The organism is Paraburkholderia sp. BR10954 (genome assembly GCF_040965775.1).
Lineage (GTDB): Bacteria > Pseudomonadota > Gammaproteobacteria > Burkholderiales > Burkholderiaceae > Paraburkholderia > Paraburkholderia youngii.
Map to the genome: position 1 here is coordinate 39,824 of NZ_JBFRCK010000012.1, position 15,931 is coordinate 55,754.

At 65.1% G+C, this 15,931-nt stretch carries 12 protein-coding genes; 11 read left to right on the plus strand and 1 reads right to left on the minus strand.

Annotated elements, in window-relative coordinates:
• Positions 1-159: 159 nt before the first annotated feature.
• The 5 genes from AB4Y34_RS18265 (at position 160) to AB4Y34_RS18285 (ending at position 6,309) form a co-directional block, all read left to right on the plus strand.
• Positions 160-1,197, plus strand: coding sequence for a LacI family DNA-binding transcriptional regulator (locus AB4Y34_RS18265; RefSeq protein ID WP_368716850.1), 1,038 nt, complete (start codon positions 160-162; stop codon positions 1,195-1,197).
• Positions 1,198-1,387: 190 nt separating this feature from the next.
• Positions 1,388-2,407: an ABC transporter substrate-binding protein gene (locus AB4Y34_RS18270; protein WP_368716795.1), complete on the plus strand. Its 1,020-nt coding sequence runs from the start codon at positions 1,388-1,390 to the stop codon at positions 2,405-2,407.
• Between the two features lie 327 nt (positions 2,408-2,734).
• On the plus strand, positions 2,735-4,300 hold the full coding sequence (locus tag AB4Y34_RS18275) for a sugar ABC transporter ATP-binding protein (protein ID WP_368716851.1): 1,566 nt from the start codon (positions 2,735-2,737) through the stop codon (positions 4,298-4,300).
• Between the two features lie 49 nt (positions 4,301-4,349).
• Positions 4,350-5,330 carry an ABC transporter permease gene (locus AB4Y34_RS18280; RefSeq protein ID WP_176110660.1) on the plus strand — a complete coding sequence of 327 codons (981 nt, stop codon included), beginning with the start codon at positions 4,350-4,352 and terminating at the stop codon, positions 5,328-5,330.
• A gap of 22 nt (positions 5,331-5,352) precedes the next feature.
• Positions 5,353-6,309 carry an ABC transporter permease gene (locus AB4Y34_RS18285; protein WP_368716796.1) on the plus strand — a complete coding sequence of 319 codons (957 nt, stop codon included), beginning with the start codon at positions 5,353-5,355 and terminating at the stop codon, positions 6,307-6,309.
• A 187-nt stretch (positions 6,310-6,496) separates the two neighbouring features.
• Here the strand turns inward: AB4Y34_RS18285 and AB4Y34_RS18290 are convergent, their stop codons facing one another.
• Positions 6,497-7,633, minus strand: coding sequence for a hypothetical protein (locus tag AB4Y34_RS18290; protein ID WP_368716852.1), 1,137 nt, complete (start codon positions 7,631-7,633; stop codon positions 6,497-6,499).
• Positions 7,634-8,239: 606 nt separating this feature from the next.
• Between AB4Y34_RS18290 and AB4Y34_RS18295 the strand changes: the two genes are divergently transcribed.
• From AB4Y34_RS18295 to AB4Y34_RS18320, 6 genes are all read left to right on the plus strand, one after another.
• The gene (locus tag AB4Y34_RS18295) at positions 8,240-9,010 is read left to right on the plus strand and encodes a ferredoxin--NADP reductase (RefSeq protein WP_018436901.1); all 771 of its coding nucleotides are present in this window, start codon (positions 8,240-8,242) and stop codon (positions 9,008-9,010) included.
• Between the two features lie 398 nt (positions 9,011-9,408).
• Complete coding sequence (locus AB4Y34_RS18300) at positions 9,409-10,296, plus strand: sensor histidine kinase (protein WP_176380690.1); 888 nt, start codon at positions 9,409-9,411, stop codon at positions 10,294-10,296.
• Between the two features lie 10 nt (positions 10,297-10,306).
• Complete coding sequence (rqpR, locus tag AB4Y34_RS18305; RefSeq protein ID WP_176109785.1) at positions 10,307-10,963, plus strand: response regulator transcription factor RqpR; 657 nt, start codon at positions 10,307-10,309, stop codon at positions 10,961-10,963.
• 180 nt (positions 10,964-11,143) lie between these two features.
• Complete coding sequence (locus AB4Y34_RS18310) at positions 11,144-12,535, plus strand: amino acid permease (RefSeq protein WP_368716797.1); 1,392 nt, start codon at positions 11,144-11,146, stop codon at positions 12,533-12,535.
• Between the two features lie 469 nt (positions 12,536-13,004).
• Positions 13,005-13,526 carry a (2Fe-2S)-binding protein gene (locus AB4Y34_RS18315; RefSeq protein ID WP_176122322.1) on the plus strand — a complete coding sequence of 174 codons (522 nt, stop codon included), beginning with the start codon at positions 13,005-13,007 and terminating at the stop codon, positions 13,524-13,526.
• Positions 13,527-13,536: 10 nt separating this feature from the next.
• The gene (locus tag AB4Y34_RS18320; RefSeq protein WP_176380688.1) at positions 13,537-15,918 is read left to right on the plus strand and encodes a xanthine dehydrogenase family protein molybdopterin-binding subunit; all 2,382 of its coding nucleotides are present in this window, start codon (positions 13,537-13,539) and stop codon (positions 15,916-15,918) included.
• Positions 15,919-15,931 lie beyond the last annotated feature (13 nt).

The following is a 15,931-nucleotide window of genomic DNA, read 5'->3' on the forward strand; positions in this document are numbered from 1 at the left end:
GAACGTAAGCTCGATTCCCAAATGGCGGGTTAGCGCGCGTTGCCGCACGCATATTATTAGTGGTACCGTCAGCAGCATGATGCCGCTGGCATTCCCCTGCTTCAGCGCCGCCCCAGCGCGGCCCGAACAATGAAAAAATCGACTCAACGCCGTCCCACCATGACCGACATCGCGAAGCTCACCGGCGTGTCGCAATCCACCGTCTCGCTCGTGCTCAACAACGCGGCCGGCGCGAAGTTCTCCGAGGCCACCCGCAACAAGGTGCTGAAGGCCGCGCACGACCTCGGCTACCGGCTGTCGCTGCGCGAGCCGCTCACGGCATCGAGCGACGAGCGCAATCTGATCGTCTATCTGGCCGATGAAATCTCCACGAGCCCGCACCCGGTCGTCAACATCGACGGCGCGCGCGACGCAGCGTACGCGAGCGGCAAGATGCTCGCCGTCTACTCGACGCACGGCAACGCCGACATCGAAAAACAGGTACTCGACACGGTCCTCACCAATCCGCACGTATTCGGCGTGATTTACGCGACCGTCTACACGCGCAAGGTCGCGCCGCCGGCCGCGCTGTCGCAGGTGCCGACCGTGCTGCTGAACTGCTACACCGGCGACAGCACGTTTTCGTCGGTGGTGCCGGCCGAGGTCGCGGGCGGCCATCTGGCGACCGAGTACTTGCTGCAGGCTGGCCACCGGCGCATCGGCTACATCAACGGCGAACCGTGGCAGGACGCCGCGAAAGACCGCCTGAAGGGCTACCGCACCGCGCTCGCGACAGCCGATCTGCCGTTCGCGGCCGAACTCGTGCGCGACGGCGACTGGAGTTCGGGCCTCGGCTTCGAGCTGACGCTGTCGCTGATGCGCGAAGCCAATCCGCCCACCGCGATCTTCTGCGCGAACGACCTGACCGCGATCGGCGCGATCGAGGCGCTCAAGCAACTCGGCCTGCGCGTGCCCGAGGACGTGTCGGTGCTCGGCTACGACGACCAGGAAATCGCCCGCCACACGCATCCGCCACTGTCGACGGTGGTGCTGCCCAACTACGAACTCGGCCGCTGGGCCGTCGAGACGTTGCTGCAGGAAGAGCACAACCGCGCGGCCGGCGCACCGGTGCGCCATCGCACGGTGAAGCTCGACGGACCACTGGTCGAGCGCACCTCGGTCAGGGTAATTACCGAGGCAAAAATCGGCGACGATTAATATTATTAGTGATTGACCGATAATAATTCCGAGTGGAATAATCGGCACGTCGGGTCGGGAAGAACGCGCACCGGTGGGTTATAGCCAACTGCATCCTCGCCGTCGAAACAGCGCCGGGCTCCCGGCTGGACAGAGACAATCCCGAGCAGCACAAAAGCAAATACACCGTCACCGGTTACTGGAGGAAGACATGGCGTCGCTCATTACGCAGTCGCGCACGCACGCGCGCAAGCAGCAGATTCGTCCGCTCGCAGCTTCGCTGCTGGCTCTGGCAATCGGTGTCGGCGCGGCGGCCGCGCATGCCGACGACGCATTGCCGAAGCTGACGACCAAGACCCCGTTGAAGGTCGGCTTCGCGCAGACCGAAAGCAACAACCCGTGGCGTCTCGCGGAAACCAGGAGCTTCAAGGACATCGCCGCGAAATGCGGCTGGCAGATCGTGATGACCGACGCCAACGGCTCCAACTCCAAACAGGTCTCCGACATTCAAAGCATGATCGCCCAGCACGTCGATCTGCTGGTATTCCCGCCGCGTGAAGAAAAGCCGCTCGCGCCGGTCGTGCTGCAGGCGAAGAAGGCCGGCATTCCGGTGATCCTCGTCGACCGCAACGTCGACCAGTCGGTCGCGAAGGCGGGCCGCGACTACATCACGTTCATCGGCTCGGACTTCATCGATCAGGGTCATCGCGCCGCCGACTGGCTAATCAAGGCCACGGGCGGCAAGGCGAAGATCATCGAGCTCGAAGGCACGACGGGTGCGTCGGCCGCGAACGATCGCAAGAAGGGCTTCGACGAAGTGATCGCGAAGAACCCTGGCATGACGATCATCGCGTCGCAAAGCGGCGACTTCGCGCGCGACACCGGCCGCAAGGTGATGGAAACGCTGCTGCAGGCGCATCCTGACGTGACCGCCGTGTACGCGCACAATGATGAAATGGCGCTCGGCGCGATCGCCGCGATCAAGGCGGCCGGCAAGCAGCCGGGCAAGGACATCCAGCTCGTCACGATCGACGGGACCAAGGGCGGCATGGACGCGATCGCGGCTGGCGAGCTCGGCGCGAGCGTGCAGTCGAGCCCGTTCTTCGGCCCGCTCGCCTGCGACGTCGCGCAGCGCTATGCGAAGGGTGAAAAGATCCCGACCTGGGTCAAGGTGTCCGACCGCTTCTACGACAAGGAAAACGTGCAGCAGAACATGCAGTACGGCTATTGATCGCAAGCATCGGGAAGTGCCCCGGGGCGGCATATTCCCGGGGACTCCCTTCGGCGTTGTAGCAGGAAGTCACCCGCCTTCTATGAATGTCTCCTCGTCGGGCGGGTGGCGGAAAAAGGCTTCGAAGCGACGCGCCCGTGACAGACGGACCGTCGCTTCGCTTTTATACGGGCGTAACATGGGCCGCACGCGCTGGGGCGGCCCGACCGCGTCGCCAGCAACAGCGCATCCGGCAATATCGGCAGCATCCGCATCAGGAGAACTCCCGTGACGGAATCTGGCAAAGAGACGCCACACTCCCCCCTTACCCGTTCGCCGCTGCTCGAGATGCAGGACATCGGCATCAGCTTCGGCGGCGTGCCCGCGTTGCGCGGCGCGAATCTGAGCGTGGCAGCCGGCGAAGTGCACGCACTGATCGGCCAGAATGGCGCCGGCAAATCGACGATGATCAAGATCCTGACCGGCGCCTATCGGCGCGGCTCGGGCAGCGTGCGCTTCGAAGGCCGGGAGGTCGATTTCCGCACGCCGAAGCAGGCGCGCGAAGCGGGCATCAGCACGATCTACCAGGAGATCAACCTGGTGCCGTTCCGCTCGGTCGCGGAAAACATCTTTCTGGGCCGCGAGCCGCGCCGCTTCGGTCTGATCGACTGGCGCACGGTGCAGCAGCGCGCGGCGGCGCTGCTCGATTCGTTCGGTTTGCAGATCGACGTGAAGAAGCCGGTCGGCCGTTGCTCGACCGCGATCCAGCAGATGGTGGCGCTTGCGCGCGCGGTGTCGTCGGACGCGAAGATGGTGATCATGGACGAGTCGACGTCGTCGCTCGACGAGCGCGAGGTCGAACTGCTGTTCACCGTCGTGCGCAAGCTGCGCGACGACGGCCGCGCGGTGATCTTCGTGTCGCACCGGCTCGACGAGCTTTACGCGCTGTGCGATCGCGTGACCGTGATGCGCGATGGCCAGACGGTCGCGCAAAGCACGATGGCCGAGATGGACAAGCTGCAGCTCGTCACGACGATGCTCGGCCGCTCGCTCGCCGCGGTCGTGCAAGACGACACGGCGGCGCGCGAAGCGAATCTCGCGAAGCGCGGCAAGCAGGTGATCGGCGCGACACAGCTTGGCGCGCCGCCGAAGGTCAACGGCGTGTCGCTCGACGTGCACGCGGGCGAGGCGGTGGGTCTGGCCGGCCTGCTCGGCTCGGGCCGCACCGAAACGATGCGGCTGATGTTCGGCGCCGATCCGCTGGCGCAAGGCTCGCTCGCGATCGGCGGCGAGACGGTTGGGCTGAAATCTCCGCAGGACGCGATCGCTCGCGGCCTCGCGTACCTGACCGAAGACCGCAAGGGCGAAGGCATCGTCCCCGAACTGTCGGTGCGCGACAACCTGACGCTCGTCTGCCTGCGCACGCTTGCGAAAAACGGCATCGTCGACGTGAAGAAGCAGCAGGTGATCGTCGATCGCTTCATCGCTTCGCTCGGCATCAAGCTGCGCTCGGCCGATCAGCCGATCCGCGAGCTGTCGGGCGGCAATCAGCAGAAAGTGCTGCTCGCGCGCTGGCTCGCGGCTGAACCCGCGCTGCTGCTGCTCGACGAGCCGACGCGCGGCATCGACGTCGGCGCGAAAGCCGATGTCGCGAAGATCGTGCGCGAGTTGCGCGACGCGGGGCTCGCGGTGCTGCTGTCCGCGTCCGAGCTCGAAGAGCTGACCGCGGTCGCCGATCGCGCGGTCGTGATCCGCGACGGCCGCACCGTCGCCGAACTGAACGGAGCCGAGATGAGCGAGACCGCGATCATGGATGCGATCGCCTACGGCAGCGAGGGCCAATCCGCGCTCGCGCAAGCCGCGCGAGCGGCACACATCGAAGACGCGCTGGAGGGCGACCGTCATGGCGCTTAAGCTGCATTCCAATCCGCTGCGCGGCGAGGCGCCGGGCGCAGATGCAACCATGATGCAATCGACCGACACGCCGCCCGCCCGGTCCGCGAGCACCGTGCAGAAGTGGCGCCATCTCGCGATGCAGCGCGAAGTGATCGTGCTGCTCGCGATGGTGCTGTTCAACCTGATCTTCACGCCGCACTTCTGGTCGCTGCAGACCTTCAACGTGAACATGACGCAGGTCGTGACGATCGTGATCGTCGGCATCGGCATGACGCTGGTCGTGGCGACGGGCGGCATCGATCTGTCGGTGGGCGCGTCGATGGCGATTGCGGGCGCGCTCGCGCCGATGCTGTTCCTCAACATCGCGGGACCGCTCGGCATCGCGCTCGCGTTCGTGCTGCCGGTGCTGGCGGCCGCCCTGTGCGGCGTGTTCAACGGCCTGCTCGTCACGCGATTATCGGTGCAGCCGATCGTCGCGACGCTCGTGCTGTTCATCGCCGGACGTGGCATCGCGCAGGTCGTCACCGACGGCAGTCTGCAAGCGTTCAACACGCCAGCCTTTCAGTGGATCGCGCTCGGCAAGGTCGCGGGCGTGCCGTTCCAGGTGCTGCTGATGCTCGCGCTGGTCGGCGTATTCGTGTGGGTCGTGCGCAAGACGCTGTTCGGCCAGTATCTGCTGATCACCGGCGGCAACGAGAAAGCCGCGTATCTGAGCGGCGTGCCGACCGCTGCCGTCAAGATGGTCGCGTACACGCTGTGCGCGGCGCTCGCGGGCCTCGCGGGGCTGATCTCGATCTCGGTGAATTCCTCGTCGGATGCGAACGTCGTGGGGCTCGGCGTCGAACTCGATGCGATCGCGGCGGTCGCGGTCGGCGGCACCGCGCTGACGGGCGGCAAGGCGTATATAGGCGGCACGCTGATCGGCGCGCTGATCATCCAGTTGCTGCGCTATACGCTGCTCGCTCACGGCATTCCCGATGCGGCCGCGCTCGTCGTGAAGGCCGGCATCATCGTCGCGGCGGTTTACGTGCAGCGGCGCTCGCGCTGACAACCTTTCCAGATTCGATGCGATGAAAAAGAATCTTCCCATCCTGCTCGCGCTCGCGGCGCTCGTCGTCTTTGGGCTCGTGCGCTATGACCACTTCGGCTCGGCGTACAACATCACATCGTTCTGGCGCTACAACTCGATGTTCGCGCTGATCTCGATCGGCATGGCCTTCGTGATCATCACGGGCGGCATCGATCTGTCGGTCGGCACGGTCGCGGCGCTCGCCAGCGTGGTCGCTGCGCTGACGAGCATCTACGGGGGCTGGGTCGCGGTGCTGGCGGGCTGCGCGGCCGGGCTCGCGGTCGGCGTGCTGAACGGCATCATCATCACGCGGCTCAAGATCCTGCCGTTCATCGTCACGCTTGCGACGAGCCTCGGCGCGCACGGCGTCGCGCTGTTGCTGGGCAAGAACGATGCGGTCTCGATCGCGGCCGATTCGAACTTCGGCAACTTCGGTCAGGGCGACCTGCTCGGACTGCCGATCCCGGGACTCGTCGCGCTGGTCGCCGCGGTGGCCGGCTGGCTCGCGCTGAGCAGCACGCGCTTCGGGCGGCACTCGCTCGCGATCGGCGGCAGCGAGGAGGCCGCGCGGCTGATGGGGCTTAACGTGGACCGCACGCTGGTGATGGCCTATGCGGTCAGCGGGCTGCTCGCCGGCATGGCGGGCGTGATCCTCGCCGCGCAGTTCGGCGCGGGGCAACCGAACGAAGGCGTCGGCTGGGAGCTGTTCGCGATCTCGGCGGTCGTGCTCGGTGGCACGCTGCTGACCGGCGGCGAAGGTTCCGTCGCGATGACGATCGCCGGCGTGCTGCTGCTCGGGCTCGTGTTCAATCTGCTGAACTTCGAGAACGGACTCGGCTTCATCAGTCTGTCCGCGTACTGGCAATCGGTGATTCGCGGCGTGTTCCTGCTACTCGTGATCGTGCTGCAGGCGCGGGTGCTGAAACAGCGAGGAAAAAAGCGGGCGGCGGCGGCCTGAGCAAGCGGCACCCGCGAGTTGGCGTCAACAATACCATCGGACAGATTTTCCTTATTTGACTGAGGCTTGCCGCTACAATCGCCGCCCCCGATCCATATCTGTGTACCGATAGACCCGCCGTGAAACCGTGTGACCGTGACGTGTCCCCGACGCGTCAGGACGTCCCCGATCGTCGTCCTCGGTTTCCTTATTGATTGTTCGTGCGCAACGTCCAGACCGTCGCGGTATTGGTGGCGTCGTCCACCGCCGTGAACTGCAGGTGGCGCTTGCTATCGAGGCCGAAGGCGAGGCCGAACGCCGAGCCCGGCGCAGGATCGACCTGCAATTGGGCGACGAACTGTCCGTCGACGGTGAACTCGACGATTTCGCTGGGCTGATTCGGGTCGGGGTTGACCGCGTCGCCGTTTGCGGTGACGAGATGCCCGTTGGGTGCGAGCGCCAGCGCAAGCGGACCGTGCAGGTGCTTGTTGTCCTGGTAAATCATCCGGCCGACGCCGCCATCGTGATTCGCGCCCGCGGCGCCGTAGATGGCGAACACCGCGTTGTCACCGGTCGAGGCGACGTACAGCACGTCATGCGCCGAGTCGTACGCCAGTCCGGTCGGGCCGACCACCAGTGCCGCCGGATCGGTGCGGTGCAGATAGCCTGATGCAATGATGGTCGAGCTAGGCAGCATCTGAACGCCGTTCTGCCCGATCGCAAGATCGATCCGCGCGACCTTTCCGTTCAGCACATCCGAGACGAAGACCCTGACGAATTGCCCCCCGTCGATCACGGTGAGATCCCAGGGGCCGTCCAGCAGCTTCTTATCTTTCAGTTCTGTGACGAGCCCGCCTTGCGGATTGATGACGAGCAGCGAGCCCGGAGGGACGACGTTCTTGCCATCCGTAGTCGGCACATTGCCCACCAGCACGAAGCCACTTCTGAGCACCGCGAGCGCCGTCGTGAGACCGAGATTGCTTCCCTGGAAGAAGGTCACCGGATTGCTATTGGGCACGAGCTTGACGATCGTCGTACCGGTTCCCTGCAGGTTCGACTGCGCATTGAAATTCGACACCACCACATCGCCGGGTTTGAGCGTGCTCCAGGACGGCACGCCGAACGGCACGAACGCCATGCCATACGGATTGACATCGCCGTTGGCCGGAACGGTCGACGAGGTAACGGACTGCGGCGGCAAAATCACCTCCTGCGCCTCGGCCCCGACCGCCCCCAACGATAAAACCAGCAGACCGGCCTGACACACCGCACGACGTAAGCGGCGCGATGCGCGTGCCCGTATCACCAATCCGGTGAAGTCCGTGTATGAACCGAATGCTGACATCGCACGAGAAGTTTCCATTTGACACCTCCTACTCGCAGGGGCGGTCGCGGCCGCCAGGACGAGTCGCGCAGCCACCGCACTGCCTGGCTTCGCGCGACTCGCGTCCTGCGTAAACGAGGTGACGTCAGGCGTATTCCCCAAAAAATCGCGCCGGGCAACCGATAGTCGAACCCGAGGCGATCCCGATGGCGTCGGGACGGTTCCGCCCCATTTGCCGGCCTTATCAGCAGGGTCAATGCTGCAGCGCACGCCGCGTTTCGGTATCATCTTGAAATTGTTGCCCACGCGGCGCGTCGCTTTCACGCCTGCCGGACAGCCAATGGCAGCCGCCCTGCGCAGCGTTCGCCGAATCGCCGTACCCCGCTGAAGCACGGCCGCGCTCACGCCAACGTACTTCGCGGCGCCAGCAAGCCGGCGCCGCCGCTTCCCGGTTTTGGCAACCCGCTTTACCACGCTCGCCCGCCGCGCCGCGGCCCCGCCCCGGCGGGCACGGTAAAATGCTGGATTGCGCGGGAGTCCCGACTCCGGATCAGCGCAGCATCGCCCTTGCCGTGCCGGCCGGCTCAGACGACTGGCCGCCTTTGTTTTCGCACTATCCAAGAAGCCATGAGCAACCTGAATTCACAAACCGTCCTGAGCGTCCATCACTGGACCGATACGCTTTTCAGCTTCACCTGCACGCGCGATCCGTCGTTCCGCTTCGAAAACGGCCAGTTCACGATGGTCGGCCTGCAGGTCGACGGCAAGCCGCTGCTGCGCGCCTACAGCCTCGCGAGTGCGAACTACGAAGAACATCTCGAATTCCTCAGCATCAAGGTGCAGGACGGTCCGCTCACGTCGCGTCTGCAGCATCTGAAGGTCGGCGACGAAGTGCTGATCGGCAAGAAGCCGGTCGGCACGCTGGTGGCCGATAACCTGCTGCCGGGCAAGACGCTGTGGCTGCTGTCTACCGGCACGGGCCTCGCGCCGTTCATGTCGATCATCAAAGATCCGGACATTTACGACCGCTACGAGCGCGTGGTGCTCACGCACACCTGCCGTTTCGTCGACGAACTCGCGTACAAGGAATACATCACCGAGCACCTGCCGGCGCATGAACACCTCGGCGAGCTCGTGCAGGAAAAGCTGCTGTACTACCCGACCGTCACGCGCGAAGCGTTCCAGAACCGCGGCCGCATCACCGAGCTGATCGAAACCGAAAAGCTGTTCGCCGACCTCGGCGTGCCGGGTTTCTCGCTCGAAAACGACCGCGTCATGCTGTGCGGCAGCCCGCACATGCTGCGCGACACGCGCAAGCTGCTCGAAGACGCCGGTTTCAAGGAAGGCAGCAACAACGAGCCGGGTCATTACGTGGTCGAAAAGGCCTTCGTCGGCTAAGCCGGTATTCCCTCTCGCGGCCCACGCACCGCGAATTCCAAAAAAGGAGCCTCTGGGCTCCTTTTTTGTTGCTTCGTTACAAATTGGACCCTGTTACATCACCTTCGCTGTCAGAATTCCTCTGACACGGCGGGCGTATGACAAACATCAAGTAATTTCTACAAACCATGCGCTAAGCCTTGGTGCGACTGCTTTTTTAATCTTTTTGGGATATCATCGCGCCGCAAGATCAAACGAATTCGTGCACTGAACATCGTCAACCCGAGTTGTTACTGAATGTAAATTTCGTTACGTTGGGCCATCGTGTTTCGTCCGACGCGAAACCGCGTGATTCGCAGGCGCTGATCGCGTCTGCGCGCCCGCTTCGCTGTCCACTCCGCTTCCTGAGAGGGAAATTCATGGATACGCCGACTGCCGTCCCGTTCAACGCTGCGCTGGCCTCGGCCGCGCAGCGTGATGGCTTCGACATGCCGTCGCACGCCGCGCGCGAGATCGAGCGGCTGCGCGCGCGGGTGCGCGAGCTGTCGGCCGAACTGGTCGATGCGCAGGAAAGCGTACGCCGCCACGTCGCGCGCGAGTTGCACGACGGCGTCGGCGCCGAGCTGACCGCGACACGCTTCGCGCTCGCCGGCATCGAAACCTGGCTGCCCGCCGACGCGCCGCCGCAATGCGCGGCCGCGCTCGCGGTCGCGAACCGTTCGCTCGACGCCGTGCACGCGGCGAACCGACAGGCCATCGCGCAACTGCACGCGCCGTCGTTCGAGACCGGCCTCGCCGGCGCGCTGAAGTGCTGGGTGCGCGACTTCTCCTCTCGCACCGGCTTGCGCACCACCGTCACCTGCGCCGACGACGCGCGTCTCGCGCGCCTGTCCGCCGATGCCGCGCTCGCCGTGTTCCGCGTCGCGCAGGAAGCGCTGAACAACGCCGCGAAGCACGCACGCGCGAGCTGCGCCGACGTGCGCATCGAAACCGGTCCGCGTCATCTGAGGCTCCTCGTAAACGACGACGGCATCGGCCTGCCGCGCGGTGCGCGCGAACGCGGTGGCCAGAAACAACCAGCCGGTCATTTCGGCCTCGCCGGAATGCAGGCGCGCTGCGCCGCATTCGACGGCACGTTGCGGGTCGGCGCGAGGCGCGCAAGCGTCAGTTGCGGCGAGGATAGCGGCACTGGCAGCAACGGCGCCGTCGCCCCGCGCGGCACCTTGATCCAGGCCCGCTTCGCGTGGCACGCGGTGCTGGCCACCACCCCCGCCCCGCGCGCCGCCCGGCGCGCGCTGCAATCGTGAGCACGCGACCATGAGCCTGCGCATCCTGATCGTCGAAGATCACGCGGTGGTCCGCCAGGGCGTTCGCCAGCTGCTGCTCGATCGCGGCGTCGCGCGCGAGGTCGCCGAGGCGCAAAGCGGCTCCGAAGCGCTCGACTCGGTCGTCCATCACAGCTTCGACGTCGTGCTGCTCGACATCTCGCTGCCCGACATGAATGGCGTCGAGGTGCTCAAGCGCCTGAAGCGCAAGGCGCCACGCGTCGCGGTGCTGATGTTCTCGATGTACCGCGAGGACCAGTACGCGGTGCGCGCGCTCAAGGCCGGCGCGTCCGGCTATCTGTCGAAGACGGTCGACGCCGCGCAGATGATCGGCGCGATCCAGCAAGTCGCCGCGGGCCGCAAGTACGTGAGCCCCGAGATGGCCGAGGCGCTCGCCGACTACGTGTCGTTCGACGGCGAGCAGTTGCCGCACGAAAAGCTGTCCGATCGCGAGTACCAGACGCTGTGCATGCTCGCGTCGGGCAAACGGCTCACCGATATCGCGGCCACACTGTCCCTGTCGGTGAAGACGGTCAGCGTGTACCGCACGCGGCTGCTCGACAAGATGAAGCTGCGCAACAACGCCGAGCTCACGTTCTATGTGATGAGCAACCGCCTCGTCGATCTGAATCCAGCGATGGCCGGCTAGGCCAGCAGACGCCATAGCCCATGATTGCGGCGTTGTGTCCCTCCTGGCGGGAGTTTCCGCCCATCGCCCTGGTCCACGAAGCGCCGTTTTGAAGCGGCCCGGTGGCACGCATCCGCTAGAATTGCGGGTTTTCCCGACATTCGGCGCGCAACACGCGTGCACCACTGGAGACCCACGCCAATGTCCCTGTTTCGCAAAAAGAGCGTCGAGCACATGCTTGCGGCAAGCGCTCAGACCGCCGGCCTGAAAAAGGCGCTGGGCGCGCTCGACCTGACTTTCCTCGGCGTCGGCGCCATCATCGGCACCGGCATCTTCGTGCTCACCGGCACGGGCGCCTTGCAGGCCGGCCCCGCGCTGATGATCTCGTTCGTGATCGCGGCGATCGCCTGCGGCTTCGCCGCGCTCGCGTATGCCGAATTCGCATCGACGATCCCGGTCGCCGGTTCGATCTACACGTACTCGTACGCGACGCTCGGCGAATTGGCCGCATGGATCATCGGCTGGGACCTGATGCTCGAATATGGGCTCGCGACCTCGGCGGTGTCGGTCGGCTGGTCAGGCTATCTGCAGTCGCTGCTGTCGGGCTTCGGCGTGTCGCTGCCGATGGCGCTGACCGCGGCCCCCGGCGCCGTCCCCGGACACGAAACGCTGTTCAACCTGCCCGCCTTCCTAGTGATGATGGCGATCACCACGCTGCTGTCGGTCGGTGTGCGCGAATCCGCGCGGATCAACAACATCATGGTGGCGATCAAGGTCGTGGTCGTGCTGCTCGTGATCGGCGTCGGCGTGTTCCACGTCACGCCGGCCAACTGGCACCCGTTCATGCCGCACGGCTGGAGCGGCGTGTTCGGCGCGGCCGCGGTGATGTTCTTCGCGTTCATCGGCTTCGACTCGGTGTCGTCGGCGGCGGAAGAGGTGAAGAATCCGAAGCGGGATCTGCCGGTCGGCATCATCGCGTCGCTGGGCGTGTGCGCGGTGCTGTATGTGGCCGTGGCTGCGGTCGTCACCGGCATCGTGCCGTCCGAGAAGTTCATGGGCATTTCTCACCCGGTGTCATACGCGCTGCAGCTCGCGGGGCAAAACTGGGTCGCGGGCTTCATCGACCTCGGCGCCGTGCTCGGCATGCTGACCGTGATTCTCGTGATGGCCTACGGTCAGACGCGCGTGATCTTCGCGATGTCGCGCGACGGGCTGCTGCCCGCGAAGCTGTCGAAAGTGCATCCGCGCTTCGCGACGCCGTTCTTCACGACGTGGCTCGTCGGTATCTTCTTCGGCCTGATCGGCGCGCTGGTGCCGCTCAATGTGTTGGCTGAACTGATCAATATCGGCACGCTCGCGGCATTCTCGATGGTGTCGATCGCGGTGCTCGTGCTGCGCAAGACCCACCCCGAGCTGCCGCGCGCGTTCCGTTGCCCGGGCGTGCCGGTCGTGCCGGTGCTCGCGGTCGCATCGTGCCTGTTCCTGATGCTGAATCTTCAAGGCATCACGTGGGGCGCGTTCCTCATCTGGCTCGCGATCGGCATGGTCGTTTATTTCGGCTACTCGCGCCGTCATTCGAAACTGGCAAAATAAGGCGCCGTTTTCAACGAGGCCGCGCCAATGAGCTGAATGCTCGCGAGCGCGGCCTCGCTTTCCGCTGATTTATCGAAGCGCCCCATCATGCCCTGCAGACGGGGCGCTCGTCTTTGCGGCGTCCCGTTCCGTGGCCCCGTCTTCTGTTGGTGCGCTCGCGCGCGCCGACACACTTCCCCTCATAGCGCGTCCGCGCGATTTGTGCTTTACTTTTCGGCAGACTTGTAAAACCCGCAGCACCCTCATCGGACCTCGCGAACCGCAGTCACTCGCAGTCGAAGCAAAAGCAGGGGCAACAACAATCACAGGTCCGGTCTCACCCACAGCAACTATCTTGCATGGGATCGTGGTCAGCGTGGAGGCGGGGATCGATACGCCGAAGCGCTCGCTCCGATCAATCGCGTTTAAACCGCATGGGACCGCGGTAAGCGCTAAAGCGCTAACCGCGGTCGACATAGGAGACAGCTTCATGGCGATCAGCATCAGTCTGACGGTCAATGGCGCACCCGTGAGCGCCTCAGTCGACCCTGGCACCCTGCTTGTCCAGTTCCTGCGCGATCAACTCCGTCTGACCGGCACCCACGTCGGCTGCGATACCGCGCAATGCGGCGCCTGCACCGTGCATCTGAACGGCCGCGCGATCAAGTCCTGCAACATCCTCGCCGCGCAAGCCGATGGCGCCGAAGTCACGACCATCGAAGGGCTCGCGCACAACGGCGCTCTGCATCCGATGCAGGCCGCGTTCAAGCACTGCCACGGTCTGCAATGCGGCTTCTGCACGCCGGGCATGGTGATGAGCGCGGTGTCGCTGGTGCAGCGTCAGCCCGATCTGACCGGCGACGAAGTGCGCGAACAGCTCGACGGCAATCTGTGCCGCTGTACGGGTTATCACAACATCGTCAAGGCCGTGCTCGAAGGCGCCGCGGGTATGAAGGCGTCCGCCGCATCGAGCGCAACTGCCGGCGCGAATGCCACCGGCGCAACCGCCTGAGGAGCCGACGATGAACGCACCCGATACCCAGAGCCTGATCGGCGCCGCCGTCGAACGCAAGGAAGACTATCGCTTCCTGACCGGCAAAGGCCAGTACACCGACGACATCGTGCTGCCGCAGCAAACCTACGCGGTGTTCCTGCGCTCGCCGCACGCGCACGCGAAGATCAACAGCATCGACACGAGCGCGGCCAAACAGTCGCCGGGCGTGGTCGCGATCTTCACCGGCGCGGACCTGGCGGCGGAGAAGGTCGGCGGACTGCCGTGCGGCTGGCTGATCCACAGCACCGACGGCAAGCCGATGAACGAGCCTCCACATCCGGTGATCGCGCATACGAAGGCGCGGCATGTGGGCGACCAGATCGCGCTCGTGATCGCCGAATCGATCAAGGCCGCCAAAGATGCGGCCGAACTGATCGAGGTCGATTACGAAGAACTGCCGCCCGTCGTCGATACCGCGCATGCGGCCGACCCGGGTCAGGCGGCGGTGCACGACGAAGTGCCCGACAACGTCTGCTACAACTGGGGTCACGGCGACAAGGCCGCGACCGACGCCGCGTTCGCGAAAGCCGCGCACGTGACCACGCTCGACATCGTCAACAATCGGCTCGTGCCGAACGCGATCGAACCACGCGCGGTCAACGCGAGCTATTCGGCGCAGGACGATAGCTACACGTTGTATGTGGCGAATCAGAATCCGCACGTCGAGCGACTGCTGATGGCCGCGTTCGTGCTGTCGCTGCCGGAATCGAAGCTGCGCGTGATCGCGCCGGACGTCGGCGGCGGCTTCGGCTCGAAGATCTTCCTGTATGCGGAAGACGTCGCGCTCACGTGGGCATCGAAGAAGATCGGCCGGCCGGTCAAATGGACGGCCGAGCGCTCCGAGGCGTTCCTTTCCGACGCGCACGGCCGCGATCACGTGACCAAGGCCGAGCTGGCAATGGACGCCGACGGCAAGTTCCTCGCGATGCGCGTGCATACGATCGCCAACATGGGCGCCTATCTGTCGACGTTCGCGTCGAGCGTACCGACGATCCTGTACGCGACGCTGCTCGCCGGCCAATACGCGACGCCCGCGATCTACGCGGAAGTGAAGGCGGTCTTCACCAACACCGTTCCCGTCGATGCGTATCGCGGCGCGGGCCGGCCGGAAGCGACGTTCGTCGTCGAGCGTCTGGTCGAAGCCGCGGCGCGCGAGATGAAGCTCGACCCGGCCGAAATTCGCCGCCGCAACTTCATCACGCAGTTCCCGTATGCGACGCCGGTCGGCCTCACCTACGACACGGGCGACTACAACGCGATTCTGTCGCGCGCGCTGACGCTCGCTGACGTCGAAGGCTTCGCCGCGCGCCGGCAGGAATCGGAAAAGAACGGCAAGCGCCGCGGCCTCGGCTACTCGTGCTACATCGAGGCATGCGGTCTCGCGCCGTCGAACATCGCGGGCGCGCTAGGCGCGCGCGCGGGCCTGTTCGAAGTCGGCCAGATTCGCGTGCACCCGACCGGTTCGGTCACCGTGTTCACGGGTTCGCATAGCCACGGCCAAGGCCACGAGACGACCTTCGCGCAAGTGGTCGCCGACCGCCTCGGCATTCCGCTCGACAGCGTCGAGATCGTGCACGGCGACACCGGCCGCATCGCGTTCGGCATGGGCACGTATGGCTCGCGTTCGATCGCGGTCGGCGGCTCGGCAATCTCGAAGGCGCTCGACAAAATCGAAGCGAAGGCGAAGAAGATCGCCGCGCATCTGCTCGAAGCGTCGGCGGAAGACATCGAGTTCAAGAACGGCGTGTTCCGCGTCGCGGGCACCGACCGCACGAAGGCGTTCGCGGAAATCTCGCTCGCAGCCTACGTGCCGCACAACTATCCGCTCGATGTGCTCGAACCGGGCCTCGAAGAAAGCGCATTCTATGACCCGACCAACTTCACGTATCCGTCGGGCGCGTACATCTGCGAGATCGAAGTCGATCCGGACACCGGCGAGAGCCGCATCCAGAAGTTCACTGCGGTCGACGATTTCGGCAACGTGATCAATCCGATGATCGTCGAAGGCCAGGTACATGGCGGGCTCGGGCAAGGCATCGGCCAGGCGATGCTCGAGCGCTGCGTGTACGACAACGACAGCGGCCAGCTGCTGTCCGGCTCGTACATGGACTACGCGATGCCGCACGCGTCCGATCTGCCCGACTTCACGGTCGAGACTTCGAAGGGCACGCCGTGCACGCACAACCCGCTCGGCGTCAAAGGCTGCGGCGAAGCGGGCGCGATCGGCTCACCGCCGGCCGTGATCAACGCGATCATCGACGCGCTCGCGCCGCTTGGCGTGACCAATCTGCAGATGCCGGCCACGCCGCATCGTGTGTGGTCCGCGATTCAAGCGGCGAAGCAAGCCTGACCCAACGATCCTG